The organism is Kitasatospora sp. NPDC087314 (genome assembly GCF_044744365.1).
Classification (GTDB): Bacteria; Actinomycetota; Actinomycetes; order Streptomycetales; family Streptomycetaceae; genus Kitasatospora.
Genome location: NZ_JBIUYE010000006.1, coordinates 346,889 through 370,659, shown reverse-complemented (window position 1 = coordinate 370,659; position 23,771 = coordinate 346,889). Strand labels below are relative to the sequence as shown.

Below are 23,771 nucleotides of genomic sequence, written 5' to 3'. Positions count from 1 at the left end.
GGCACCTTCAGACGGCGAGGACGGTGAGTGTGGCGACGGGGGAGGGCGCGATCAGCGCCCAGACGAACTTGCCGATGCCGCCGGCGCGGGGGCAGCAACCCCAGCGCTCGGCCAGCTCGTTGACGAGGAAGAGGCCGCGCCCGTGCTCGTCCTCGGGCGCGGCGGCCCGGAGGGACGGGCGGCCGCTGCCCGCGTTGTGGACTTCGAGGCGCAGGCGGTCGCCGATCAGGGCGAAGCGGACCTCGATCAGGCGGTCGGCGGGTGCGTCGGTGTGCTGGACGGCGTTGGCGAAGAGCTCGCCGAGGAGGAGTTCGGCGATGTCGGCGTAGCGGTCGCCGGTGGGGAGGGCGGTGAGGTAGGCCCGGAGCAAGTACCGGGCCAGCGGCGTGGATTCGGTGCGGGAGTCCAGGCGGGCCGCGAACGTGCGGGGGCGCGGGGCGGTGCGGACTTTGAGCATGGCGAAGCACCTCAAGGGAAGGATCTGTGCGAATTGAGTGCGCCGTGTTCCGGCCTGCCTGATGCAGCGTCATGCGGCGGTCAGGCGTTTGCCTCCGGGCGCAAGTGGCGGCTGTGGGCTACCTTCAGTGCCGACGGACGGCCTTGGCTCGCTCGATCGGATGGTGGACGGGGGGCTTGATTGTGATGCGCGCCTCGTGGGTGTCTCAGTGGGGGCGCGTGCAATTGCCGCTCGACAGGGTGGATTCGGTCGGTAGTCGAATGACTACCAGGATGGCTCAGCCTGCTCTAGGATCGAAAGAGTTTCAAATCTCTAGTCTGGCGGATTTTAAAGAAGGCAATCTTGGTTCGTCGCACACTTGACCCAACGTCATCCCCCTTGGAAGCACTCGCTGTTCAGATCAGCAGGTCGCGCCAGGCCAAGGGGATGACACAGATCGAAATCGGCGCGCGAGTCGGGTACTCCAACGTCTACATCTCGAACGTGGAGCGAGCTAAACAAGCGCCGTCTTTAAAGTTCGTAGAACGCGTGGACGCCGCCCTCGATGCCGGTGGTGCCCTGACGGGACTGTGGTGGAGCTGGAAGAACGGCGCTCTGTTGCCGGGATTCTCCGAGTACCTTCGCCGGGAGCGCGAGGCGATCACAGCCAGACTGTTCGACACGGATATGGTCTCGGGCATACTTCAGCACCCGGACTACAGCGCAGCTTACGAGGCTGGCATCGTCCGACGAGGGGAAGCGACGCAGGAGCAGGCCGACGGGAGACTCGGCCTCCTGGCGCAACGTCAACTCATGCTCGACAGGGGAACGACGATCCATGTCGTTCTGGATGAGGGAACCCTGCGTCGACCGATCGGTGGTCGAGAGATTATGGCCACGCAACTCTCTCACCTGGAGAGCCTGAGTGATCACCCAAATGTGATCATCCAGATCTCTCCGTACCGCCTCGCCGAAGATCGGCCGCTGTCCCACCCCGTCACGCTCTTGACTCTCCCTAATCGCGCTTTGGTCGGGTACACGGAGACGCTTCAACGGGGATACCTGGAACAAGATGCCGAGACGGTGGCCCGATGGGTCGATAGATACGATCGACTCCAGGTCAACGCGCTCAGCCAGCCGGACAGTTTGGCCATGATCCGGGAGGCACGGAAGGAACTGGACCATGCATGACCCAACGGGCGCCAAGTGGCGCAAGAGCACCTACAGCAATGGCGGGGGTGGCTGCATCGAGGTGGACGATGTGCACCCGGGCAGGGTCCGTGACTCCAAAGACCCTCAGGGCCCGACGCTGGCCTTCTCGGCCGAGGGCTGGGAGTCGTTCGTTGCCGCTGTCCGAAGTGGCGAGTTCGGCGAAGTCTGAACCGAAGCCGGAAGCGAAGGCCTCCGCCCGGGGCTGCTTCCAGGGAGTGACGCAACACGTGGTCGGTTGTCCGGTCGCGAGGACGTCGGCCAGACGCTCGGCTGGGGCTTCCCGGCCGAGCGTTTTGCGTGGGCGGCGGTGAGCTGGTCGGCGACAGTGCCGGGTGCTCGGGGATGTGGCCGTGGGCTTGATGCCGCCCCCCCCGTGGCAGACAAGGTGCTGCCCACCCCGTCGGGCCCGCTCTACCGGGGCTGGCAGCGGCAGTTCGAGGTGTTGCTGGATGGCGCTCAACGCGTGGTCCGAAGGAGGAACCGGCATGGCGATCGAGGCGGAGCTCAAGGCAGTCGTACGCGACCCCGAACATGTCCTCACGCAGTTGGAGGAGCAGTACGGCGCCGGCCGCGCCGAGGTCTACCGTGACACCTACTACGACGCACCGGACGGCAGCCTGATGGGTGCCGACCGCGAGCTCAGGATCCGCACTGTTCACGCGCCCGACGACACCCGCACCGTGCTCACGTACAAGGGCGCCCGGGTGGACGAAGCGTCCGGGTCGAAGTGGGAGGCGGAGACGCGGGTGGAGGACTCCGAGGCGGTTCACGAGATCATTCGCGGCATCGGCTTCACCTCGCGCATCCAGTTCGAGAAGCGGTGCCGCAATTACGCCTTCGAGCGCGACGGCCGGCAGTGCCTCGCCACGCTCGTCCGCGTCCCAGAGCTCGACGCGACGTTCATCGAGGTAGAGACCGCTGAGGCCACTCCGGATGGCCTCGGAGCGGCGCTCGATACCGTGCGGGCCGTGCTGGTCGACCTCGGGATCGGTGAGGACGATCTGACGACTGAGCTATACACGGACGCGGTGGCCGCAGCTCGCACCTGACGGGTTTGGTCATGGGCCAGCCACAAGGAGAGGGCGCGCCCCGACGGTCGGGAGGTTGCGTGGCCCACCAGCCGTAGGAGGACCCGGACGTGACGTGTGGACGATCCCGACAGCGGAGGTGGTGGATCATGCCCAGGCGTGACTACGAGGACGACCCGAACGCTCCCGAGGCGAACTCGTTGGTCCCGGCCGCGTCCGTCGTCGTGGTCGACGATGCGGGCCGCGTCCTCCTCCAACGCCGCACTGACAACGGGATGTGGGCCCTGCCCGGCGGCAGGATGGACATCGGTGAGTCGCTCGCCGGGTGCGGTATCCGCGAGACGCGCGAGGAGACCGGCCTTGATGTCGAGATCACCGGGATCGTCGGCACCTACACCGACCCCCGCCATGTCTTCGCCTATGACGACGGCGAAGTCCGCCAGGAGTTCTCCATCTGCCTCCTCGGACGTCCGGTCGGCGGGGAACTTCGGGTGTCCGACGAGTCCCACGAGGTGGCGTGGTTCACGCCGGCCGAGACGGATGAGCTGGCGATGGTGCCGAGCATCCGGAAGCGACTGACCGACTGGCGCTCCGGGGCGACCCCCGCGGTGCGCTAGCCGCCGTCATGTTGCCCCAGGACTTCGCGGCCGTCCTGTGTGGGGCCGTCGAGTGCGGGGAAGTCCTCGCCGCCCGGCGGCCGTGCGGGCGTCGACGGTGGGCCTGGCATGCCGTCAGGGCGGTTGTCGTGAAAGCCCGTTGTGTGCCTGATCGTTGTGGTACGTTCCGTAACCTAACCGAAAATAGGCGACCCCGGCGGTGCTACCAACACCCCGGGGTCCGGCAACAGGAGCGAGACCTCCCGATGCGCGTCCATCGTAGCGCCCAGGTGCGCAACTTCACCGTGCTGCCCAACGGCATGCTGCAGTACCGGCGGCTGTCCTACGCCGCCCGCGGCCTGCTCGCCGACCTCCTCTCCCGCCCGGACGGCTGGCGCGAGGACGGTCGGCACATGGCCGACACCAGCCCCCAGGGGCGGGGCGCGATCCGCAAGGCGCTGAAGGAGCTGGTCGACGCCGGCTTCTACCGGGTCGAGAAGATCCGGATGCCAGACGGCACGATCATCACCGAGACCCACGTCTACGACACCCCTCAGCTCTCGCCACCGGGTGCCACCCGTCCGGCGCCCGGTGAGGCGGCAACCGGCGGTGCTGTCGCCCTCGTAAAGGACCGGCGGAAAGAACCTTCCCTCCCCGCCCGGCGAGCCGGGGAGCCGGTCACCGCCGACGAGCCGCCCGTGGCGGTGCCGGACGAGCAGGCCCGGGAGGCGGTCGCCACACTGTTCCGGGTGATCCGCCCGGAGCCGCGCCTGCGTCTGGGGGAGGCCGAGGCTCGTGAACTCGCGCCCCTGGTCGCGCAGTGGCTGGAACGCGGCAGCGGCCCCGCCGACCTCGCCCAGGCCCTGCTGCCGGGTCTGCCCGCCCCGGTGCACTCGGCGGTCGCGGTGTTCCGCTACCGGCTGGAGCGCAAGATGCCGCCCGCCCGGACCGCCCGGACCGCCGTGCGGCCCGCAGCGGCCCGGTACGCCGAGTGCGCCGGGTGCCACGATCCGGTGCCCCGCCCGGGCATCTGCGGCCCGTGTGCGGGCTTCGCACCCCGTCCGGTCGGAGTCGGCAGCGGCGCGGCGGCCGCCCGCACCGGCGCGGACCGCGCCAGAGCGGCGCTGCGGTCCGGGAAGAGCGCCGACTTGAACCTGGGAGGCCTTGCCGCCGCCTGACGGCCGGATGCCGCCCCAGGACGGGAACGGCTGGCGCCGGCGGCCTGGTCCCGCCGCCTCCGCGAGGCGGCGGGACCGGGACCAGGGCCGGGTCAGGCGGGGCGGATGCCCGGGGTGCCGGCCTCGGTGACGAAGGAGGCGGCGGTGGTGATCGGGGCGCCGGGGCGGGTGATGTACGGCAGGACGCGGTAGTCGGCCCGCACCTGGTGGCGGTCCAGGGTGAGCGTGGTGTAGCCGCGCCGCCCGTCGTAGAACTTCATGTGCGGGTTGGCCGACATCAGGTTCTGCCAGTTGGACGGCCGCTCCTCGCCGTCGCCGTCGCTGCTGATCGAGGTGCCGACGAACTCCACGCCCACGGTGCGCGAGTCGGGGTTGTCGAAGTCGCGCTTGACGTCCAGGGCGTAGGCGACGTGGACGTCGCCGGTGAGCAGCACGAGGTTCTTCACCCCGGCCTGCTCGACGCTCGTCAGGAAGCGCTCGCGGGCGGCCGGGTAGCCGTCCCAGGCGTCCATGGAGAGCTTGGAGCGGGCGGCCGTGGTGTTCTTGCGGCGGGAGAACACCACCTGCTGCGGCACCACGTTCCAGGTCGCCCGGGAGCGGCGCAGGCCCTCGGCGAACCAGCGCTCCTGGGTGGCGCCCATCAGGGTGCGGCGGGGGTCGTCGGACTCCGGGGTGGGGTACTGCCAGCCGTCGCCGTTGGCCTGGTCGTCGCGGTACTGGCGGGTGTCGAGGATGTCGAACTGCGCCAACTGCCCGAACTGGACGCGCCGGTAGAGGGTGAGCTCGGTGCCGCGCGGCTGCGGCATGCGCAGCGGCATGTTCTCCCAGTACGCCCGGTAGGCGGCGGCGCGGCGGGCGATGAACGGTGCCGGGTCCTGGCCCTTCTCGGGGATGCCGGCCGCGTAGTTGTTCTCCACCTCGTGGTCGTCCCAGGTGACGTACCAGGGGTGGGCGGCGTGCGCGGCCTGCAGGTCGGGGTCGTTCTTGTAGAGGGAGTAGCGCAGCCGGTAGTCCTCCAGCGTGGCCGTCTCGTGGTCGAACAGCGCCGGCAGGGTGCGGTCGGTGTACTTGCGGTCGCCGCCCGCCGCGTCGATGCCGTACTCGTAGATGTAGTCGCCGACGTGGAACACCGCGGCCAGGTCCTCGTCGGCGAGGTGGCGGTAGGCGGTGAAGTAGCCGTCCTCGTAGGCCTGGCAGGACACCAGGCCGAAGCGGACGGCGTCCAGGCGGCGCCCGCGGGCCGGCGCGGTGCGGGTGCGCCCGACGGGGCTGCTCCAGGAGCCGACGGTGAAGCGGTACCAGTAGCCGTGGTCCGGGTCGAGGCCGTCGACGTCCACGTGCACCGCGTAGTCGAACTCGGCGTGCGCGCGGGCGCTGCCGCGCCGCACCACCTTGCGGAACCGCTCGTCGCGGGCCAGCTCCCAGCCCACCCGCACCGAACCGGTGGGCGGCAGCCCGGCGCCGGGCTCCAGCGGGCGCGGCGCCAGGCGGGTCCACAGCACCACCGCCTCGGGCAGCGGGTCGCCGGAGGCCACGCCCAGGGTGAACGGGTTGCCGGTGATGACGCGCGGGGCGAACTCGGCGTCCTCGGCGTGGGCGGACGGCAGGTTGACGGTGAACGCCAGCGCGGCGGCCGCCGAGGTGACGGTGAGGAAGCGGCGCCGGTCCAGGCGCGCGGCGGCCGCGCGCAGCCGCTGGTCGGGGGAGGGGCGGTCGGCAGGGCGGGTCATGGGGTGAAGGCCTTTCGCTGCTCGGCGGTGTGCGAAGGAATTCGAGTGGACCGCGCCGTACGCCAGGGGTCGGGATCCCGGCAGCCGGGTGATCATCTGATGGGAGAGGCGTGAAGGTCCGACAAATCATCCCAGGAGTGCGGAAAGCGGGTGCGGGCGGCGCGTGGGGCGCCGTTCCCGCCGTCCTCGCCCGGGAGTGCCCGTGGAGGAACGGTGAACACCTGCGCCGCCTCCACACCCGGGCTTGGGGAGCCGATGGGGCGCTACGGCCCGGCTGATCCGGAGCTGCCCGCCGCCCGCCGCGCCCGTGCCCGCGCCCGTGCCCGCCCGGTGGGCCGGGCGGCTTCACCCACGCCTGCTGCGTGGGCGTCGCGGACCCGGCGGCGCCGCGGCGCTCCATGCACGACCCGGTCCACTTGGCCGGCGATCCGGAGATCATGCCGCACCCGGCCGGGATCGCCATCGGCCCCGACCTCTCCGACGACCCGGATCCCGCGCTGGCCCGGGACATCGTGAACCTGCACGAGGAGAAGGCTGCTCCGTACCCGGAGCGGGCCGTGCAGCTCGGTCCGCTCCTTGCTGCATAGCGGGCACGGCAAAGTCAAGGAAAGTCACTCGAACGAGTGAGTCCACTTGCACGCCGGGGGGTGGTCGTGATGTACAACACGCTGGCCTGGCAGGTGAGTTGACTGATAGACATCACCCCGGGGGACCCGACCATCAGCCCACTCATTTGGGAGGGAACCATGAAGAACCGCTTTGTACGTCGTGCGGGTGTTGTGGTGGCCGGTCTCGCCGTGCTGACAGTCGGCTTCGGCAGCACGGCGGCCATGGCGGCCGCTCCGGCGGCCCCGGCTCCGGTCGCAGTGGTCCAGAACGTCACGCCCGCCATCACGGACGTGCAGACCTGGACCTATGTCACCGGCCCGCTGGAGACCACGCTCACCCTCGACACGACCGCTCGCTCCGCGTCCATCGTCGTCTACGCCAACGTGCCGCTGCTCGGGAAGGTCAAGGTCGGCAGCGCGTCGGGCAGCCTGACGCAGGGCATCACCTTCCACCTCGGCCTGTCGCCGTTCGTCAACGGCACGCAGAGGTTCTACCTGGTCGGCGACGACGTGCACCTGTACTACGACTTCGACGCGCTCGGCAAGCACTACACGGGCGACGTCAAGCTCGGCACGCTCCCGCCGTTCTAGTACGGCCGGTGCCGCCCGTCGCCCCAGTACCTCGGGGCGGCGGGCGGCCCGCATCGGCGTCAGGCGCCGAAGGAGACCTGGTCGACCGTCCAGAACGCGCTGTTGGTGCCCGTGTAGCGGAACTGCAGGCGCGCCGTGGCGGCGCCGGCCGGCACGGTGACGGGCAGGTGCTCGACGGTGTTCAGGTCCGAGCAGTAGGACCGACGGACCGCAGGGGAACCCGAAGACCTCAGCGCTCAGACCTGCTGCGGCAGCCAGCCGTTCTGCACCGCCCGCATCCCGAACTCGAACCGGCTGCGCGCACCCAGCCGCTCCATCAGATCCGTCGCCACCCGCCGGGACGTCCGCGACGACACCCCCAGCCGCTTGGCGATCGCCTCGTCCGTCAGCCCCTGCGCCAGCAACCGCACCACGGTCGCCTCCTGCGCGCTGAGCCCGCCGTCGTCCCTGGCCGCCGACGGCCCCAGCGGCCGCGACTGCCCCCACACGTGCTCGAACAGCGCGCACAGCGCCACCAGCGTGCCGTGACCACTCAGCACGACCGCCCCCGCACGGGTGTCCTCCCCGCTGACCGGGATCAACGCGGTCGCCCGATCGAAGATGATCATCCTGGTCGGCAGCTCCGGCACCGTGCGCACCTCCCCGCCCAGCTCCGCCAGCCAGCCCACGTACGCCACCGTCGGCTGGCTGTTGCGCACACTGTCCAGATACACCGTGCGCATCCGCACACCCCGGCCCAGCAGATCCCGGTCGTGCGGCCGGGACGCCTCGATGCTCTCCGGAGAATGCCCGCCACCGGGCGCGAAGGTCATGATCTCGGCCGTCAGACCACGGGCCAGGGAAGCGATCCGGTCCCGGATCTGGTCAAGGCCCACCAACTGCTCCACCCCCGCGGACGAGGTGACCGGCTTCAGATCGGCGTACTCCGCGATCAGCTGCGCCGCCGCCGCCCGGGACGCCTCGATCCGCAGCTGCTGCGCCGCCAGATCCGCCTGCTGGCGCGCCATCAGCAGCTCCATGCCGACCTCCGGCGACACCGCGCGCAGATCGCCCTTCCGGTCGTAGGAGGGCCGGATCAGAGCCAGCTCGCTCAGCAGGTCCAGGCTGTGCCGGATCTCCTCCTCGCTCCGCCGGAGCCGCTGCGCCAGTGCCCGCACCCCGTCGCCGGGATGCGCGAGCATGTCGCGGTAGACGGCCTCCGACCCAGCATCCAGCCCGAGTGCGGCCAGCATGCCTCATCCCCCCCGGTGTGTAAGGCGTGAATCGCTGCGCACGCGATCATCGCACGTGGGTACGAGAGGAGGCCAGTAGGGCCGTGGACGGTTCCGGCCACCGCCGGAACCGTCCAGGTTGATCCCCTATACGTGGATCCCGACGGTTCGGCAGAGTCCGTTCCATGTATCTGATCCACGCCGAGATCCAGGCCCCGGCCCCCGGCGCGGCGCTCGCACCCGCTGTCGCCCGGGTGCTGCTGGCGCAGGCCAGGCCGCAGGAGCACATCGAACACGTCGCCGTGCACGAGGGCGCCGGCCCCGGCGCGGTCCTCGGCATCTATCTGATCGCCGACCGGTTGGGCGTGGCCGAGACCGTCGCCGACGGGTTCTGCCGACGCCTGGTCAAGACCGTCCCCGCGCTGCACGGCTGGACGCTCCGCCGCGTCGGCGCCCCGCTCGTCGCCCCCTTCTACGAGCGGCTGCTGGACTGATCCGGCCCGCCTGGACGGAACCGGACTCGGCCGTTTCCGTCCACCGGAGGACTCTTCCACCGGCCCTGAACTGCGACGAAGCTAGTACTCGCCAGCCGGGCCCACCGCCCGGAGGGAAGCCGGCCAAGCGTCAACCGCGGGACGCGAGACCGGACTCACCACCACCCGTCCAGCTCTCGGAGAGGTCCACTCCCATGCTTCGCACCCCGCTCGCCAAGGCCGCCGCGGTCGCCGCCCTCGCCCTCGCCGCCGTCCTCCCGATCGCCGGCCAGGCCTCGGCGAACACCATCTGGGACAGCCCCGCCCCCGCCCCCGCCCCGGTGACCACCCCCGCGCCGGCGACCGCCGTCCCGGCGAACACCATCTGGGACAGCCCCGCCCCGGCGACCGCCGCCCCGGCGAACACCATCTGGGACTGACCCACCGCGCAGCCCGAGGCCACCCGACCGCTGCCCCTGCAGGGCAGCCGTCCACTCCTCTTGAGGCCGCGCCCCGCAGACCTCCCTCACCCGCACCTGGCCCGCCCGCACCAGCCTCCTCGGCCTCCTCCTCGCCTTCGCCGTCGCCCACACCACCGGCGCCACCACCACCAGCCTGCCGCTGCTGTGCGCCACCCGCGTCCTCGCCGCCCTCGCCTGCGCCGGCTTCCTCGCCGTCGCCCTGACCACCGCCGCCACCGCCGGACCGCTCCTCGCCGCGACCACCCTGGGCACCACCGCCGGGCCCCTGGGCCCGCTGTGGGCGAGCGCACTGCTCGTCCTGCTCGCGCTGCTCCTGGCCGTCCCCCTGCGCGGGGTGCTCACGGCCCGCCGCGGCGGGGCGTAACACGCGCCCCGGAGTTGGGAAGTCGGCCTCGTAGACTTCCCACTCCGGCGGGGCGAGCGCGGGCCGCCGCGGGCGGTCAGTGGACGACGTCGAAGACCTGCTTCTGGACGCCGTTGGAGTAGACCTCGTGCTCGACGAGCTTCAGCTTCTGGGCGTCCTTGTCCGTGGTGCTGAACAGGCGCTTGCCGGCGCCGAGCAGCAGCGGGTAGACGAGCAGGTGGTAGCGGTCGATCAGGCCCGCGTCCGAGAGGCCGTGGTTCAGGGCGGCGCTGCCGTGGACGATGATCGGGCCTCCCTCGGTCCGCTTGAGCGCGGCGACCTCGTCGAGTGAGCGCAGGATCCGGGTCTCGCCCCAGTTCGGGACCAGTTCGTCGTCGGTGAGGGTGGTGGAGACGACGTACTTCGGCAGCGTCCGGTAGCGGGCGAACTCCGCCATGTCCGGCCACACGGGGCTGAAGGCCTGGTAGCTGGCGCGGCCCAGGAGGACGGCGGTGGACTCCTGCTGCTCGCGCTCCTTGATCTCGAAGGCCTCGGGGACGAACTCGACGTCCTTGAAGGTCCATCCGGCGTTGCGGTAGCCGGGTTCGCCGCCCGGTCCCTCCACGACGCCGTCGAGGGAGATGAAGGCGGTGCTGATGAGAGTGCGCATCGAGGGTTCCTTGGTGTCTCGGGTCATGGTGTCGACCGCCCGCGGGGAGGCGGTCAAGGCGGTCAAGGGTGGCAAGGGGGGCAAGGGAGCTGGTCAGCCGAGGAGTTCGGCCAGCCACTGCTGCCAGGCGGCCTCGGCCCCGTCGGTGTCCGCTCCGAACAGGTGGTGGAACGTCAGCACGATGCCGGGGCCGTGGTGGAAGGTGTAGATCGCGTCGGCGGTGCGGATCTCGAAGCGCTCGTCGTCCGCCCAGACCACCTCGCCGTCCAGCGGCGGCAGGCCCGCCGGCTCGGCGTGCGCCTGCGCGCCGAGGGCCACCGGGGTGGGCAGCGACAGCCCGAGGGCGAGTGCCGCCCGGACGTCGGGTGCCGGCCGCGGGCCCGTCGGCACGGCGGCGAAGACCGGGACGGCGGTGCGTCCGGGGAAGTGGGCCAGGTACTGGCGCAGCGTGCCCAGGTGGAAGGGCCAGCCGCGGCGCAGCGCGTCGTACTCGTCCTGCCAGTCGTCGCCGAGCAGGCCGCTGTGGACGATGCGCAGGACGGTGCTGCCGGCGTCGCGGCCCTCGATGAGGTACTCGAAGGCCATGAACCGGCCGTCCTCGGCCGGGGGCGTGCGGGTGGCGAAGCGCTTGCCGGGTTCGTAGGCGGTGATCAGCGCCTCCTGCCGGTGGCCGCCGGTGTCCATGGCGGCGATCCCGCCCGCGTGCCCGTCCACCTGGTTGCGGCCCATGAACCAGGCATCGAGCCCCGGCCCGGTGGCGATCGCCTCCCAGACCTGTTCCGGGCTCGCCGGCAGGCTCGTCTCCAGCTCGATCTCGAACGGGTGCGTCATCGTCGGTTCTCCTGTCCGGCGTCGGACTGCGGTGCCTGCGGTGCCTGGGTTCCAGCGTGCGTGTCCGCCCGTGTTTCCGCCCCCGCCTCCCCGGTGGCGCTCGCGGCGCCTTCCCGGGGGTCGGCCGTGGCGGGTACCTGGTGCAGCCCGACGACCACCCGGTGGGTGCGGCCGCCCGGGGCGTTCTCGTCGTGGTAGCGGCCGACGAGGGCCGCCACGGTCTGGGCCAGTTCCTCGGCGAAGGCCGCCCGGTCGGCCGCGGAGGCGAACCGCACCTCCGCGTCGATGCCGAAGGAGGCGACCCGCCGCCCGGCCCGGGCGGCGCCGGTCAGCAGCTGCCCGACCTCCTGCACCAGCCGTGACCCCAGGGCCAGCAGCCAGCGGGCCGAGAGCTGGTCGGGGGAGCGGGAGGGGTCCGGGCTCACGGCGGCCAGCACGGTCGGGGAGATCACGTAGGAGGCGGCGGTGGCGCGGTACACCCGCTCGGTGATGCTGCCCTTGCGCCGCTCCTCGGCGAGTTCGACCAGCCCGTGACGCTCCAGCTCCTTCAGGTGGTAGTTGACCTTCTGCCGGGGCAGCCCCAGGCGGCCGGCCAGCATGGCGGCCGAGCCGGGCTCGGCGAGGGCGGCGAGGATCCGGGACCGTATCGGGTCCAGGGACGCCTCGGCCGCGGCGGGTTCTTCGATCACAGCGACGTCCAGCACCGTTCCAGAATCCGACCGACAAAATAATTTGTCAAGACAGTCGAAGTTGTCGGGTGGTGGTAACGCCGACCGGGCCTTGAAATGGGTACGGACGGTCCACGGCGCCCGCGGCGGCCCCGCCCGCGGCCTCCGTGGTCGCCCGGACGCCGTCAGGCGCCCGGCAGGGAGGAACGGACATGGGCTACTCGGCACCGCAGGAGTTCGGTGAACTCACCTTCGTCTTCAGCGCGGGCGAGACGAGACCGCCGGAGGGCTACCACGCCCTGTGCAGCGTCATCCCCAGGGACGGCCCGATGACCTGGGTGAAGGGCACCGGTGCGGGGTCGGCGGCGCTGGCGGAGCCCAGGGAGTGGCGCAAGGTCGCCGACTCCGACGGGGTGCTGCGCGGCCTGGTGCCGGTGGCGCCCCCCGGGTACCGGGCGCTGAGCGCGCTGTGGTCCTCGGACCGGGTCCACGGGGCCCACGACGTCCTGCGCGAGCTCGACGGCGAGGCCTTCGTCGCCCAGACGGACCTGCGCTGCGTGAAGGAGGAGATCGGCGGGCGCCGCTACGTGGCCGTCGGCGCCCGGTGCGGGCGCGGCGGCCTGGAGATCGCCGAGACCGTCCGGCCCGAGACCGTCCCCGAGGGCACGGGCTGCCTGCTGACCCCCGGCATCGCGACGTGGATCTCCTACTTCGACGGCGACTACGAGGGGGAGGACACCGGCGACGTCCACGTGCTGGACGTGCCGCTGAAGACGGTCGCGCGGGGCGGGCCGGCGGGGCCGGTGATCGCGGGCTGGGACGACGTGCCCGAGGCGACCGCGCCGGTCGTCGACCGGGAGGTGGTCCTGCCGTGCGTCGCCGTCGTCGACCGGGGCAGGTCCGCGCAGTGGATCGTGCGCAACTCCCCGACGTACACCGTGCGGCGCAAGCGCTTCCACACCCGCCAGGCGGTCGTGGACCTGCGGGAGGAAGCGCGGGCGGGCGCGATCGGCGCTCTCGTCCCGTGGGGGGTGGGCCGGGCGCAGGCGGAGCCCTACCGGGAGAGGGCCGGACTGTCCGTCGGCTTCGAGGCGGGTGTCGAGGTCGAGGGCTTCGGCGCCAGGGCGGTCGCGTCCCTGGGCCGTGCGCTGGGCTACGGGAGCGCGCACTCCGTCACCGCTCTGAGGTGGGAGCGGAAGACGGTCCAGGCGCCCGCGCCGGGCCTGCACCTCACCGCGCTGTACGCCGAGAGCCACTGCATCGAGATCGTTCGCAACGATCCGGGCCACACGCTCGCCTCCGGCCGGGAAGGCCTCACGTTCAACGCCAACGCGTCCTTCACGGCACCCAGTTATCCGCCGCCGGCGGGCCGTTGAAGCGAGTCGAAGCGAGTTGACGCGAGTCGAAGCGAGTTGACGCGAGTTGGCGCGAGTTGGCGCGAGTTGAAGGGTCTTGAAGGGGGTGGAGGGGGTTGCAGGGGTGCGCCTCGATCGCCTTCGTCACCCGTCGTGTTGATGGTTCATCAGATCTCGTTAACTCGTGCTTGTCGGCTGGTTGGGCCGGGCGGGCGGTGGCTACGCTCGGCCGCGCCGTCCGCATGGGGGCGGCGCCCCGCCGCGTGCTGCACGCGCCCAGGCCGTCCCGGCCGTCACGCGCTGGTACGGATCCCCACGCTCGGGCAGTTCCCACGGGAGTGGATATGAGCTCTGCAGGCCGTAAGACCGTCGCGGTGATGGCCGCGGCTCTGGCGTCGCTGGGCGTGGGGAGCGCGGTCAACGCCTCCGCGGCCGCCTCGTCGCCGTCGTCGTGCAGCGGGGCGGAGTGCCCCAGCCTGAAGCCGACCCGCCTGTCGGTCAGTCAGGCGAGCCTGAACGTCACCCAGATGCAGCTGGAGAACATCCAGGCGATGGTGTCCGACGCGGTGACCGGGGAGCCCATCCGCGGCGCGAAGATCGTGTTCGCCACCATGGGCGGCCGGACGCTGGGCGCCGCCTACACCGACTACGACGGCATCGCCGCGATCACCGCCCCGGAGAACCTGGGCCCCGGCACCCTCCAGGAGCTGCTGGGCGGCTACGAGGCCGCGATGATCGGCGACGGCGTCCACGCCCCGGCCGGCGCCCACGGGGCGATCACCATCGGCACCGACCAGGGCCCCGGCGTCCCGGGCAACCCGTGCGCCATCTGCAGCGACCGTGGGCTCAAGCAGGACGTCGTTCCGGTCGACTGGAGCCGGTAGGGGCGCGGGGGAGCGGGCCGCGCGGAACACCCGTCGCGATCGGGAAGGCGGACACCATGACCGGGCAGGACACCGGGACAACGCAGGACACCGGGACGGGGCGCGACACCGTGAGGGGAGGTGACGCCGGGGCGGGACCGGCCGAGGCGGTGGAGCAGCCGTCTGCCGTGAGTACGGGCGCGATCTGGCGGCTGCCGGTGACGGTCTGCCGCATCACCCAGTTCCTGGGCGAGCGGACGGCCGGGGCCCTGCTGGAGCGCGCCATCGCCACCGGCTCGGCCGGCGGCGCGCTGAAGCCCTCCATGATCCGGGACCGGGAGCTGGACCCCGGCTTCCGCCGCTCCCGGTCCTGCCAGGACTTCGCCGCACCCGAGTTGACGGCCGCCATCGACGAGGTGCTGGAGGCGGTCGAGCACACGCTGGGGGTCTCCTGCCGGCACACCGAGCCCAGTTACGGCCTCAACGTGCACAACGACGGCGACTTCTACCGCTCCCACCAGGACACCAGCGCCGAGTACTCGCCCCGGCGCCTGCTCACCTTCGTCTACTACCTGCACCGCACGCCCCGGCCCTTCGGCGGGGGAGCGCTGCGGGTGTTCGACGCGGCCCTGCCGCTGTACACCGAGACGTCCGGGAAGTGGAAGGAGCAGACCTGGCGGGACTGGGAGCCCGAGCACGACAGCATCGTGTTCTTCCTCCCCACCGCCTGGCACGAGGTACGGCCCGTCAGCTGCCCGAGCGGGCGCCACGAGGACAGCCGCTTCGCCGTCAACGGCTGGCTGTGCAGCCCCGATCCGGCGCACCGGGGCGGGGCGGCATAGGAGGCGGGTGCCCGGTCGAGGCCCCCGGTCGGTCGCCGGGGCGCCGGCCGGGGCGCCGGCCGGGAGCATCGGTGGATCGTCCGGGCGAACCGTGCCGTGGGAGCGGGGCGTTGGCATCGGCTCTGTCCGGTGGACTACGCTGTGCGGCATGACTACCGGGACGGCGTTGCGCCACACACGGGTTGGCGACCCGGTGCTCTTCTGAGCGCCGTGCGGGCCGGTGCCGGCCCGCTGCCCGATCGAGGGCCCTGCGCTGCTGCGCGGGCCCCGCCTCCGTCGTGTTGATCACAGGCTCGATACATCAACCACGACAGGAGACCTCATGCCCACCAAGACGCTGCAGATTCCCACCGCGGACGGCCAGGCCGACGCTTTCGCCGCCTTCCCCGACGGCGGCGGGCGGCACCCGGGGGTGCTGCTGTACTCGGACGCCTTCGGCCTGCGGCCCGTGCTGCGGGAGATGGCCCGCGAACTGGCCGAGCACGGGTACTACGTGCTCGTTCCCAACCTCTACTACCGGCACGGCCCGGCGCCGGTGATCGAACTCCCCGAGCACATCGGAGAAGAGGCCCGGCCGGCGGTCTTCGCCCAGCTGATGCCCCTGATCCAGGAGCACGCCGCCGAACGCGCCCTGCGCGACGCCGACGCCTACCTCAGGTTCCTCACCGCTCAGCCCGAGGTCAGCACCGGGCCGGTCGCCGCGATCGGCTACTGCATGGGCGCCGCCCTGGCGATGCGCACCGCAACGGCCCACCCCGGCCAGGTCGCCGCCGTCGCGGGATTCCACCCCGGCCTCCTGGTCACCGACGCGCCCGACAGCCCGCACCTCCTCGTCTCCAAGCTCACCGCCCAGGTCCACCTCGGCCTCGCCGAAGGCGACCTGTCGCCCGAGGCCATCGGCGAGCTCAACCAGGCCCTGGACGCCGCAGGTGTCGACCACAGCATCGAGACCTACCCGGGCACCGTCCACGGCTTCACCATGTCCGACACCGAGGCCTTCAACCCCGCCGCCCTGCAGCAGCACTGGGACCGCCTGCTCGCCCTCCTCGGCAGCACCCTGACCGCGGGCTGAGCCCCCGGCCCGGAAGCCGCCCCTGAACCCTTGAGCCCCTGAGCCCCTGAGCCCTTGAACACGGCTCCGGCGCAGGAGAAGTCGGTGGTGTCGACTTCTCCTGCGCCGGGGGCCGCTTCGCACGGAGCGGCCCCCGGCGCCGTGGCCGTACGCCTCACCGTCCTCAAGTCCCCAGCGCCTGGACCCAGTCGAGCGTGAGGCGCGTGAACGCCTGTGCCGCGGCGCTCTGGTAGGCGGTTTCGCGGCGCAGGAGGGCGGCGGTGCGGGCGGGGAGGGCGGGGGTGAGGGGGACGGGGTGGAGGTGGGGGTGGTCGCGGGCGATGGCGTCGGGCAGGACCGTGGCCAGGGGGGTGCGCCGGACGATCTCGGTGAGGGCGTTGATGGAGTTGGCCTCCACCGCGATGGGCGGCGTCGTGTGGTGGCGGGTGAAGTGGGCGTCGATGTGGCCGCGGGTGGCGAAGTCGCCGCTGAGCAGGGCCAGGGGGTGCTCGCCGAGGTCCGTCACGGGCAGCGGCCGGGTGCTGCCCGCCCGGGGGTGGAGGGGGCCGACGACGAGGCTGAGGGTCTCGGTGAACAGGTCGGTGCCGGTGATGCCGGGCAGATGGGGGCCGTGGAAGGCGATGCCCAGGTCGAGCTCGTCCGCCAGCAGCGCGGATTCGATGCGGTCCTGCGTCAACTCCCGCACGTTCAGGGTGATGCCGGGATGGCGGGTGTGGAGTCGTTCGACCAGGGGGCCGATGAGGTAGGCGGTGAAGGTCGGTGTCATGGCCAGCCGCAGGGCGCCGCGGGAGAGGTCCTGGACGTCGAGTACGGCACGGTCGGCGGCCGCGAGCTCCTGCAGGGCACGGCGGGCGTAGTGCACGTACGTGCGGCCCGCGTCGGTCAGCCGTACCGCGCGGCCGGTGCGGTCCAGCAGCTGGACGCCCACGGTGCGCTCCAGCTGTTTGATCTGCTGGGACAGGGTGGGCTGTGCGATGCGCAGGTCTTCGGCGGCGCGGGTGAAGCTGCCGTGTTCGGCGACGGCGAGCAGATAGCGCAGGTGACGCAGTTCCAGGGCCATGCCCCACATCATAGTTCTCATCTATAGGAGCTATGGATAGTGCGTCTTGGAAACTATAGATACAGGTCATGCATGGTGGATCTCGTCAGCCCAACGGGGCCGGCACCCTCCGAAGGGAGTGACCATGCAAGACCTCGCAGCAGGCGTCGCCCGTTTCCGGCGCGATGTCTTCCCGGCCAAGGCGGAGCTCTTCGCCCACCTGGCGACCACCCACACGCCCACGACGCTGTTCATCAGCTGCTCCGACGCCCGGGTCGTGCCCGAGCTGATCACCGGCAGCGAGCCGGGTGACCTGTTCGTCATCCGCACCGCCGGCAACCTCGTCCCCGCCTACACCGCCGGCGCCGACGGGGTGGCGGCGAGCATCGAGTACGCGGTCGCCGTCCTGGGCGTCACGGACATCGTCGTCTGCGGACACTCCGCCTGCGGCGCGATGACCGCCCTGGCCGAGGGCCACGACCTGAGCGCCCTGCCGACCATCGCCGACTGGCTGCGCCACGCCGGCGCCTCCCTGGCCCGCACCGCCGACACCGGGGTGGACGCGCTGGTGCGGGGCAACGTCCTCGCGCAGCTGGCCAACCTGGCCACCCACCCCTCGGTGGCCCGCGCACTGGCCGGGAACAAGGTCACCCTGCACGGCTGGGTCTACGACATCCCCACCGGCGCGGTCGCCCGGCTCGACGCCGCCGGCACCCCGGCCCTGGCGGCCTGACCCCCGAAACCACCCCCGCGATCCCGGACCACCCGTCCCGGGACGCCCGCGATCCCGCCGCTCCGGCCTTCGGAGGGGCACCCCGTGAAAGGACACCACCGTCATGGTGCACGCCCAGTTCGACAACACCGCCCGTACGGCCCTGGCCGCCGCCGCCGTCGACGCCAAGATCCGCAAGGACCTGACCTGGCAGCAGATCGCCGACGCCGCCGGCCTGTCGGTCGCCTTCGTCACCGCCGCCGTGCTCGGCCAGCACCCGCTGCCCAAGGCCTCCGCCGAGGCCGTCGCCGAGCTCCTGGGCCTGGACGCGGACGCCGCGCTGCTGCTGCAGACCATCCCCACCCGCGGTTCCATCCCGGGCGGTACCCCGACCGACCCGACCATCTACCGCTTCTACGAGATGCTCCAGGTCTACGGCACCACCCTCAAGGCCCTGGTCCACGAGCAGCTCGGCGACGGCATCATCAGCGCGATCAACTTCAAGCTCGACGTGAAGAAGGTCGCCGACCCCGAGGGCGGCGAGCGCGCCGTCATCACCCTGGACGGCAAGTACCTGCCCACCAAGCCGTTCTGATCCAGCCCTGATCCGATCGGCGGCGGGGCCCGCAGCGGGCCGGGAGCCCTCCCCGGCGCCCGGCCCGCTCCCCGGCCCGCACCGCCGAGCACCCCGCCTCTCCTCCCCCCGAAGGACCCCTCCCATGGACTTCGCGCAGCGCACCGTCGACATCGCCCGCCAGAACGTCGCCGAGGGCGGCCGCCCGTTCGCGACCGTCATCGTCAAGGACGGCAGGATCCTGGCCGAGAGCGCGAACAAGGTCGCCCAGACCAACGACCCGACCGCACACGCCGAGATCCTCGCCATCCGTGACGCGTGCGTGAAGCTGGGCACCGAGCACCTGACCGGCACCACCATCTACGTGCTGGCCCACCCCTGCCCGATGTGCCTGGGCTCGCTGTACTACTGCTCCCCGGACGAGGTCGTCTTCCTCACCACCCGCGACGCCTACGAGCCGCACTACGTGGACGACCGCAAGTACTTCGAACTCGACTCCTTCTACGGCGAGTTCGCCAAGAACTGGGACGAGCGCCGGCTGCCGATGCGCCACGAGTCCCGCGAGGACGCGGTCGAGGTCTACCGGTTCTGGCAGGAGCGCAACGGCGGCGAGCGCCGCGTGGCCGGCGCCCCCACCGCCTGAGCAGCGCGCCACGGCCGGCGTGATCGACGAGGCGGCCCGGACCCCGCCCGGAGCCGACAGCTCCGCCCGGGCCCCCCGGGCTCAGTACTCGCCCTTGATCACGAAGTAGGAGCCGCGGATCACGCCGGCCAGCTTCGACTTCTGGCGCGCGAACTTGAAACGTGACGCCAGCTCCTCGGGAACTTCCATGCCCTCCGAGAGCTTGAACCCGACTGCGCGCTTCTTCCCGGCCTCGATGCCGTACATCACGTTGATCGACAGGCCGGACTCGTAGAACACGTGAACCATCCGAAAACCGTCCACCTCGAAGGAAGTCACCTCGAGCGGACGGGCGGAGATGACGATGTCGCGCTCGTCGGCAAGGATGCGGTTCAGCCAGTCGAGCGCCTCCGGCGCCTCGCTCGCGGGGCCGACGGTGAAGACGTGATCGTACTTGTTCCTGTAATAGCGCGCCTCGTTGGCGCGCAGTCCGGCGAGAGCCGCCGCGACCGGGGACGATTCCAAGCCGACGGTGGACACGTTCCCGAAGTCGACGATGTACGGCATTCGCCCTCCTTATGACGATCTGTCACGGAAAATGTAGCGGACAGGCCCCCCTCGCCGGGCGCACCCGACCCCTCGGCCGCCGGGGCGCGCGCAGGCCGGATACGGTGCGGGCTTGACGGAAGCCCTCCCGGCCGACGTGGCCGACCTGCTCGACGTCATACTCGGCGCCGACGACCCGATCCACCTGGCGCTGCGCGAACAGGTCCCGCATCTGCGGGTGCAGGAGCGCTGCACGTGCGGGTGCGGCACCGCCTCCCTGGAGGTGGACACCACTGCCGTCGCCGCGGCGACGGGCCTGCCGGGCAACGCCGTGGCGCTCGAAGAGGAACTGTTCGGGGAGTCGGACGAATGCCTGGGCGGAGTTCTGGTCTTCACACAAGGCGGCTACCTGTCCCCGCTGGAGGTGTACTCCTGGGCCGATGACAAGGTGACGCTCACCGAGGCCCGCCGGATGGTGCGCCCCGCGACCGGGTGAGAGGGCCGGCCCGCTGACACGGTGGTCCCGGGAAGGGGACACGAGGACGCCGGCCGGGCCGGGTGGCCCGTCATCCGGCGTGGTCGTAGTCCGGCAGGATCAGGCCGGTATGGGCGGCGCGGCCCTCGGCTCCCGTCAGGTCGGTGGTGTTGCGCAGGGCCTCGTTGCGGGCGTCGAGCATGTCCTGGGTGCTGGGGGCGACGACGGCGCCGCCCGAGGTGGCCAGGGCCTGGTTCCGTTCCACGAAGTGGCGCGCCTTCTGCTCGTAGGCCGCGAAGGCGTCCGCGTGATCGGCGTGCGTGGCCAGTTCCCCGGCCAGGAGGTAGGCGCCGACCAGCGCGACGCTGGAGCCCTGGCCGGACAGGAACGAGGTTGCGTAGGCCGCGTCGCCCACGAGGGCGACGCGCCCGCGTGCCCACGTGGGCATGTGGATCTGGCTGACGATGTCGAAGAACAGGTCGTCGGCCTCGCGCATGGCGGCGACCAGGCGGGGGATGTGCCAACTGCGCTCGGGGAACGTGGAGGCGACGAGCTCGCGCTGCGCCTCAGGGTCGCGGAAGGCGTGGACGGGGGCTTCCTCCCGCAGGAAGACGAGGAACCCGTCTGGTTCACGGACGCCATGGCCGACTGGTCGGATCAAGACCGCAGCGACCTGGGCCGATTGCTCGGGAAGCTGGCCGATGACGTCATCGCACGCCTGGCCCTCCTCGACGACGCGCCACCGCCCGCCACCTGACCGGACCTGCTTCAACCTCCGGAAGGGTCAGGGCGTTCGAGAACGCCGGGGGGCGGCAGTCTTTCTCGCCACCGGAGGCGCCCGGGGCTGCGGCCGCTGCGGGATCCGCAGGCCGCTGGGAGCCGCCCGGCGGGCCCTGGGCCCGGCGCCCTCTGTCCTGAACAGGTGTCAGCTGGCTGTAGCCGCGGCATCCGGAGCGGGAGGTCGGCGAGGTCGACTTCCCGCGCTCGGTGGCGACGTGGAGTGCGAGGCCGAGGTGGAACGGCGTGGCCCCGCCGGCCATCGCCGACTGGATCACCTTCCGCTGGACCCTCATCCAGACCGGCACCTGATCCAGCGGAACAATGGGTGATCACGCACCGCTGGATCACAGAGGTCGACGAACGGGGGCAGGGTGGAACTGCGCGACATCGAGATCTTCCTGACGTTGGCGAAGGAGCTTCATTTCGGCAGGACCGCCGACCGCCTCCATGTCTCCCCAGCGCGGGTCAGCCAGGCGATCAAGAAACAGGAACGCAGGATCGGTGCCGAACTGTTCGAGCGCACCAGCCGCACCGTTCGGATGACACCGATCGGCGAGCAACTCCGCGATGACCTCCTGCCGGTCTACCAGGGACTGCAGGAGGGCATGGAGCGGGCCAGGATGGCAGCGCAGGGAAAGGTCGACGTGCTGCGCGTGGGCATGATCCCCAGCAACGCCCACGACCTGCGTCCCTTCTGGGACGCCTTCCGCTCCCGCCACCCCCAGTGGGGACTGCAGATCCGCCACAACCCCTTCATCAACCCATTCGACCCGCTGCGGTCCGGACAGATCGACGCCCTGGTCTCGTGGCTCCCCGTCGAAGAACCCGACCTCTCGGTCGGGCCGGTCCTGTTCACCGAGTCCCGGGTGGTGCTCGTGACTCCCGATCACGACCTGGCCGACCGCGCATCGGTCTCCCTTGAGGTTCTCGGTGATTTCGGTGTCATCGGCTCGGCCTTGCCTCTGCCCGAGTACTGGGAGGACGCCTTCACTCCGTTCCACACCCCCAGCAGTCGCCCGATCGAGCGCCGTTCGCGGATCGGAGCCAACCTGGACGACATCTTCACCAACGTCGGAACCGGTGAAGCCGTCCATGCCCTGGGCTCCCATGTCACCCGCTACCACGCACGACCCGACATCACCTACCTGCCCGTTCACGACGCCACGCCCCTGAGATGGGGACTCGTCTGGCGCTCCGACACCGAGACCGAACCCATCCGCGCCCTCGCCGGGGTCATCCGCGACCTTGGCGCCCCAACCCTCTGAACACGCTCCGGAGGCGGTCGGTGCCGTCGGTTGAGGTGCGCGCAGGCGGCCTGGCGGCGGCTTGAGCATGCGCGCATCTCCCGTGGAGAGGTGCCGCAGGTGCTCGCCGTGGAGTCCTTGCACCTGGCCTGGGCGAGACCGGGCGAGAGAGCCACACGGCTGCTGACTCCTCGTCGCCAGGGCCTGCCGGCGAACGGGGCGCGGAGGAAGCGGCGGTGTGGGCACCGGGCAGGCAAGCCCCTCACCGGCGGCGTCGCAGGGCCCGGTGCTGCGTGCGCGCGGAGACCGTCAACCCTGGGGTTAACGACCGTTGCGACGATCGCCGTTGTTCCCCGTGCCGCCGCGCCCGAAGCTTGATCCATCCCAAGAGATCGAGCACGAAAGCGGGATGCACGATGAACCTTGTGTCCTCCGCGGTGTTCCTGACGGTCACCGATCCCGCCGCCTCCAGCCGGTTCTTCACCACCCACCTGGGATTCCGCGAGGTCCTGGTCCACGAGGACTTCGTGGAGCTCGGCCGTGACGACGCGGGCGTCGACCTCGTCCTGGTGCGGCGCGACCTCGAACAGCGCGGTCCCGGCCGAGGGCCGACCGACGTGATGGTGTCGTTCGCGGTCACCGGCATCGCGGCCGAGTACGAGCGGCTGCGGCACGCAGGGGCCGGCATAGCCGTGCCCCTGCGTCAGGAGCCGTGGGGCGAGCTGGTGGTGCGGCTGGTCGACCCCAACGGAGTGGCCGTCCAGCTGACCGAATGGGTGCCCCCGACAGGAACCTGACTCTCACCGTCCAGTGAAGGCCGGAAAGAGCGTGATCACCATCCAAGGAGAGCGAGAAAAGAGCATGACGCAGAAGTACGACACCCCCGCCCCGATCTCGGCCGTCCTCGACATCCCCGCAGGACGCATCCGGTTCACCGCCACCGACCGCGCCGACACCACGGTCGAGGTCCTGCCCGCGGACGCCTCGAAGGGCCGTGACGTGAAGGCGGCGGAGCAGATCGAGGTCGCCTACGGCGACGGTGCCCTGCGGATCGAGGCCGCACCGGCGAAGAACCGGATCCTCGGCAACTTCGGATCCGTCGAGGTGACGGTTCAGCTGCCCGCCGACTCGCGCATCGAGGCGAAGGCGGCGAGCGCCGAGTTCCGGGGCGTCGGACGGCTCGGCGACGTCACCTTCGAGAGCGCGCACGGCTCGGTCGAGCTCGACGAGGCCGAAAGCGCCCGCCTCACCCTCCTCTCCGGCGACATCTCGGCCGGCCGCCTGGGCGGCCCCGCCGAGATCAGCACCCAAAAGGGCGACATCCGCATCACCGAAGCCGTCCGCGGCACGGTCACGCTGCGCACCGAGCACGGCGGGATCTCGGTCGGCGCCGCCCGCGGAGTCTCCGCCTCCCTGGACGCCGGCACCTCCTACGGCCGGATCCACAACGCGCTCAAGAACACCGACGGCGCCGACGCCGTCCTGACCATCCACGCGACCACCGCCTACGGAGACATCACCGCCCGCAGCCTGTAAGAGGGGCACCCCTCAGGCGCGGCGATCCCGTCCGTTCAGTTGAATTTCGTAACA

30 protein-coding genes are annotated in these 23,771 nt (G+C 71.3%); 21 read left to right on the top strand and 9 right to left on the bottom strand.

Going from position 1 to position 23,771, the window contains the following annotated elements:
* Window positions 1–7 precede the first annotated feature (7 nt).
* The gene (locus ACIO5E_RS16000; RefSeq protein WP_400667729.1) at window positions 8–457 is read right to left on the bottom strand and encodes an ATP-binding protein; all 450 of its coding nucleotides are present in this window, start codon (window positions 455–457) and stop codon (window positions 8–10) included.
* 342 nt (window positions 458–799) lie between these two features.
* On the opposite strand from ACIO5E_RS16000, the gene ACIO5E_RS15995 reads away from it, so the two are divergent.
* From ACIO5E_RS15995 to ACIO5E_RS15975, 5 genes are all read left to right on the top strand, one after another.
* Window positions 800–1,627 (top strand): helix-turn-helix domain-containing protein, encoded by an 828-nt coding sequence (locus ACIO5E_RS15995; RefSeq protein WP_400667727.1) that lies wholly within the window; start codon window positions 800–802, stop codon window positions 1,625–1,627.
* On the top strand, window positions 1,620–1,817 hold the full coding sequence (locus tag ACIO5E_RS15990; protein ID WP_400667725.1) for a DUF397 domain-containing protein: 198 nt from the start codon (window positions 1,620–1,622) through the stop codon (window positions 1,815–1,817). The genes ACIO5E_RS15995 and ACIO5E_RS15990 overlap by 8 nt, the downstream gene beginning before the upstream one ends.
* A 280-nt stretch (window positions 1,818–2,097) precedes the next feature.
* Entirely contained in the window at window positions 2,098–2,697 is a 600-nt protein-coding gene (cyaB, locus tag ACIO5E_RS15985) for a class IV adenylate cyclase (RefSeq protein ID WP_400667723.1), read from the top strand.
* A 128-nt stretch (window positions 2,698–2,825) separates the two neighbouring features.
* On the top strand, window positions 2,826–3,293 hold the full coding sequence (locus tag ACIO5E_RS15980) for an NUDIX hydrolase (RefSeq protein ID WP_400667721.1): 468 nt from the start codon (window positions 2,826–2,828) through the stop codon (window positions 3,291–3,293).
* Window positions 3,294–3,538: 245 nt separating this feature from the next.
* Complete coding sequence (locus ACIO5E_RS15975; RefSeq protein ID WP_400667719.1) at window positions 3,539–4,450, top strand: hypothetical protein; 912 nt, start codon at window positions 3,539–3,541, stop codon at window positions 4,448–4,450.
* Window positions 4,451–4,542: 92 nt separating this feature from the next.
* Here ACIO5E_RS15975 and ACIO5E_RS15970 read toward each other — a convergent pair whose 3' ends face one another.
* The gene (locus tag ACIO5E_RS15970; RefSeq protein ID WP_400667717.1) at window positions 4,543–6,180 is read right to left on the bottom strand and encodes an alkaline phosphatase D family protein; all 1,638 of its coding nucleotides are present in this window, start codon (window positions 6,178–6,180) and stop codon (window positions 4,543–4,545) included.
* Window positions 6,181–6,542: 362 nt separating this feature from the next.
* Here ACIO5E_RS15970 and ACIO5E_RS15965 point away from each other — a divergent pair, with 362 nt between their 5' ends.
* Together ACIO5E_RS15965 and ACIO5E_RS15960 are read left to right on the top strand one after the other, a co-directional pair.
* Complete coding sequence (locus ACIO5E_RS15965; RefSeq protein ID WP_400667715.1) at window positions 6,543–6,767, top strand: hypothetical protein; 225 nt, start codon at window positions 6,543–6,545, stop codon at window positions 6,765–6,767.
* Window positions 6,768–6,926: 159 nt separating this feature from the next.
* Window positions 6,927–7,379, top strand: a complete 453-nt coding sequence (locus tag ACIO5E_RS15960) for a hypothetical protein (protein WP_400667713.1) — start codon at window positions 6,927–6,929, stop codon at window positions 7,377–7,379.
* Between the two features lie 236 nt (window positions 7,380–7,615).
* Here ACIO5E_RS15960 and ACIO5E_RS15955 read toward each other — a convergent pair whose 3' ends face one another.
* Complete coding sequence (locus ACIO5E_RS15955) at window positions 7,616–8,611, bottom strand: LuxR C-terminal-related transcriptional regulator (protein WP_400667711.1); 996 nt, start codon at window positions 8,609–8,611, stop codon at window positions 7,616–7,618.
* A 164-nt stretch (window positions 8,612–8,775) separates the two neighbouring features.
* On the opposite strand from ACIO5E_RS15955, the gene ACIO5E_RS15950 reads away from it, so the two are divergent.
* Both ACIO5E_RS15950 and ACIO5E_RS15945 read left to right on the top strand, forming a co-directional pair.
* Window positions 8,776–9,084, top strand: coding sequence for a hypothetical protein (locus tag ACIO5E_RS15950; RefSeq protein WP_400667709.1), 309 nt, complete (start codon window positions 8,776–8,778; stop codon window positions 9,082–9,084).
* A gap of 194 nt (window positions 9,085–9,278) precedes the next feature.
* Window positions 9,279–9,503 carry a hypothetical protein gene (locus tag ACIO5E_RS15945; protein WP_400667708.1) on the top strand — a complete coding sequence of 75 codons (225 nt, stop codon included), beginning with the start codon at window positions 9,279–9,281 and terminating at the stop codon, window positions 9,501–9,503.
* Between the two features lie 482 nt (window positions 9,504–9,985).
* Here the strand turns inward: ACIO5E_RS15945 and ACIO5E_RS15940 are convergent, their stop codons facing one another.
* The 3 genes from ACIO5E_RS15940 to ACIO5E_RS15930 all read right to left on the bottom strand — a co-directional run bounded on the left by ACIO5E_RS15940 (window position 9,986) and on the right by ACIO5E_RS15930 (window position 12,093).
* Window positions 9,986–10,558, bottom strand: a complete 573-nt coding sequence (locus ACIO5E_RS15940) for a dihydrofolate reductase family protein (RefSeq protein ID WP_400667706.1) — start codon at window positions 10,556–10,558, stop codon at window positions 9,986–9,988.
* A 93-nt stretch (window positions 10,559–10,651) separates the two neighbouring features.
* The gene (locus ACIO5E_RS15935) at window positions 10,652–11,389 is read right to left on the bottom strand and encodes an SRPBCC domain-containing protein (protein ID WP_400667705.1); all 738 of its coding nucleotides are present in this window, start codon (window positions 11,387–11,389) and stop codon (window positions 10,652–10,654) included.
* Window positions 11,386–12,093 carry an ArsR/SmtB family transcription factor gene (locus ACIO5E_RS15930; RefSeq protein WP_400667704.1) on the bottom strand — a complete coding sequence of 236 codons (708 nt, stop codon included), beginning with the start codon at window positions 12,091–12,093 and terminating at the stop codon, window positions 11,386–11,388. Before ACIO5E_RS15930 ends, ACIO5E_RS15935 begins: the two co-directional genes overlap by 4 nt.
* A 176-nt stretch (window positions 12,094–12,269) precedes the next feature.
* On the opposite strand from ACIO5E_RS15930, the gene ACIO5E_RS15925 reads away from it, so the two are divergent.
* From ACIO5E_RS15925 to ACIO5E_RS15910, 4 genes are all read left to right on the top strand, one after another.
* Window positions 12,270–13,433, top strand: coding sequence for a hypothetical protein (locus tag ACIO5E_RS15925; RefSeq protein ID WP_400667703.1), 1,164 nt, complete (start codon window positions 12,270–12,272; stop codon window positions 13,431–13,433).
* Between the two features lie 323 nt (window positions 13,434–13,756).
* A complete protein-coding gene (locus tag ACIO5E_RS15920; RefSeq protein ID WP_400667702.1) occupies window positions 13,757–14,296 on the top strand; it encodes a hypothetical protein in 540 nt (179 codons plus the stop codon).
* Between the two features lie 56 nt (window positions 14,297–14,352).
* Complete coding sequence (locus tag ACIO5E_RS15915) at window positions 14,353–15,117, top strand: 2OG-Fe(II) oxygenase (RefSeq protein ID WP_400667701.1); 765 nt, start codon at window positions 14,353–14,355, stop codon at window positions 15,115–15,117.
* A gap of 322 nt (window positions 15,118–15,439) precedes the next feature.
* Window positions 15,440–16,189: a dienelactone hydrolase family protein gene (locus tag ACIO5E_RS15910; protein ID WP_400667700.1), complete on the top strand. Its 750-nt coding sequence runs from the start codon at window positions 15,440–15,442 to the stop codon at window positions 16,187–16,189.
* A gap of 163 nt (window positions 16,190–16,352) precedes the next feature.
* On the opposite strand, the gene cynR is transcribed toward ACIO5E_RS15910, so the two are convergent.
* A complete protein-coding gene (cynR, locus tag ACIO5E_RS15905; RefSeq protein WP_400667699.1) occupies window positions 16,353–17,249 on the bottom strand; it encodes a transcriptional regulator CynR in 897 nt (298 codons plus the stop codon).
* Window positions 17,250–17,373: 124 nt separating this feature from the next.
* Between cynR and ACIO5E_RS15900 the strand changes: the two genes are divergently transcribed.
* From ACIO5E_RS15900 to ACIO5E_RS15890, 3 genes are all read left to right on the top strand, one after another.
* Entirely contained in the window at window positions 17,374–17,961 is a 588-nt protein-coding gene (locus tag ACIO5E_RS15900) for a carbonic anhydrase (protein ID WP_400667698.1), read from the top strand.
* 103 nt (window positions 17,962–18,064) lie between these two features.
* On the top strand, window positions 18,065–18,535 hold the full coding sequence (cynS, locus tag ACIO5E_RS15895; RefSeq protein ID WP_400667697.1) for a cyanase: 471 nt from the start codon (window positions 18,065–18,067) through the stop codon (window positions 18,533–18,535).
* 124 nt (window positions 18,536–18,659) lie between these two features.
* On the top strand, window positions 18,660–19,157 hold the full coding sequence (locus ACIO5E_RS15890; RefSeq protein ID WP_400667696.1) for a nucleoside deaminase: 498 nt from the start codon (window positions 18,660–18,662) through the stop codon (window positions 19,155–19,157).
* A gap of 81 nt (window positions 19,158–19,238) precedes the next feature.
* On the opposite strand, the gene ACIO5E_RS15885 is transcribed toward ACIO5E_RS15890, so the two are convergent.
* On the bottom strand, window positions 19,239–19,703 hold the full coding sequence (locus ACIO5E_RS15885) for a phage tail protein (protein ID WP_400667695.1): 465 nt from the start codon (window positions 19,701–19,703) through the stop codon (window positions 19,239–19,241).
* A gap of 112 nt (window positions 19,704–19,815) precedes the next feature.
* Between ACIO5E_RS15885 and ACIO5E_RS15880 the strand changes: the two genes are divergently transcribed.
* Window positions 19,816–20,178, top strand: coding sequence for a hypothetical protein (locus ACIO5E_RS15880; protein ID WP_400667694.1), 363 nt, complete (start codon window positions 19,816–19,818; stop codon window positions 20,176–20,178).
* A 70-nt stretch (window positions 20,179–20,248) separates the two neighbouring features.
* Here the strand turns inward: ACIO5E_RS15880 and ACIO5E_RS15875 are convergent, their stop codons facing one another.
* Window positions 20,249–20,605, bottom strand: a complete 357-nt coding sequence (locus tag ACIO5E_RS15875) for an FAD-dependent monooxygenase (protein WP_400667691.1) — start codon at window positions 20,603–20,605, stop codon at window positions 20,249–20,251.
* On the opposite strand from ACIO5E_RS15875, the gene ACIO5E_RS15870 reads away from it, so the two are divergent.
* The 4 genes from ACIO5E_RS15870 to ACIO5E_RS15855 all read left to right on the top strand — a co-directional run bounded on the left by ACIO5E_RS15870 (window position 20,606) and on the right by ACIO5E_RS15855 (window position 23,717).
* Entirely contained in the window at window positions 20,606–20,914 is a 309-nt protein-coding gene (locus ACIO5E_RS15870; protein ID WP_400667689.1) for a hypothetical protein, read from the top strand.
* 394 nt (window positions 20,915–21,308) lie between these two features.
* On the top strand, window positions 21,309–22,202 hold the full coding sequence (locus tag ACIO5E_RS15865; RefSeq protein ID WP_280677535.1) for a LysR family transcriptional regulator: 894 nt from the start codon (window positions 21,309–21,311) through the stop codon (window positions 22,200–22,202).
* Window positions 22,203–22,597: 395 nt separating this feature from the next.
* Entirely contained in the window at window positions 22,598–22,978 is a 381-nt protein-coding gene (locus ACIO5E_RS15860) for a VOC family protein (RefSeq protein WP_400667687.1), read from the top strand.
* Window positions 22,979–23,042: 64 nt separating this feature from the next.
* Window positions 23,043–23,717, top strand: a complete 675-nt coding sequence (locus tag ACIO5E_RS15855) for a DUF4097 family beta strand repeat-containing protein (RefSeq protein ID WP_400667685.1) — start codon at window positions 23,043–23,045, stop codon at window positions 23,715–23,717.
* Window positions 23,718–23,771 lie beyond the last annotated feature (54 nt).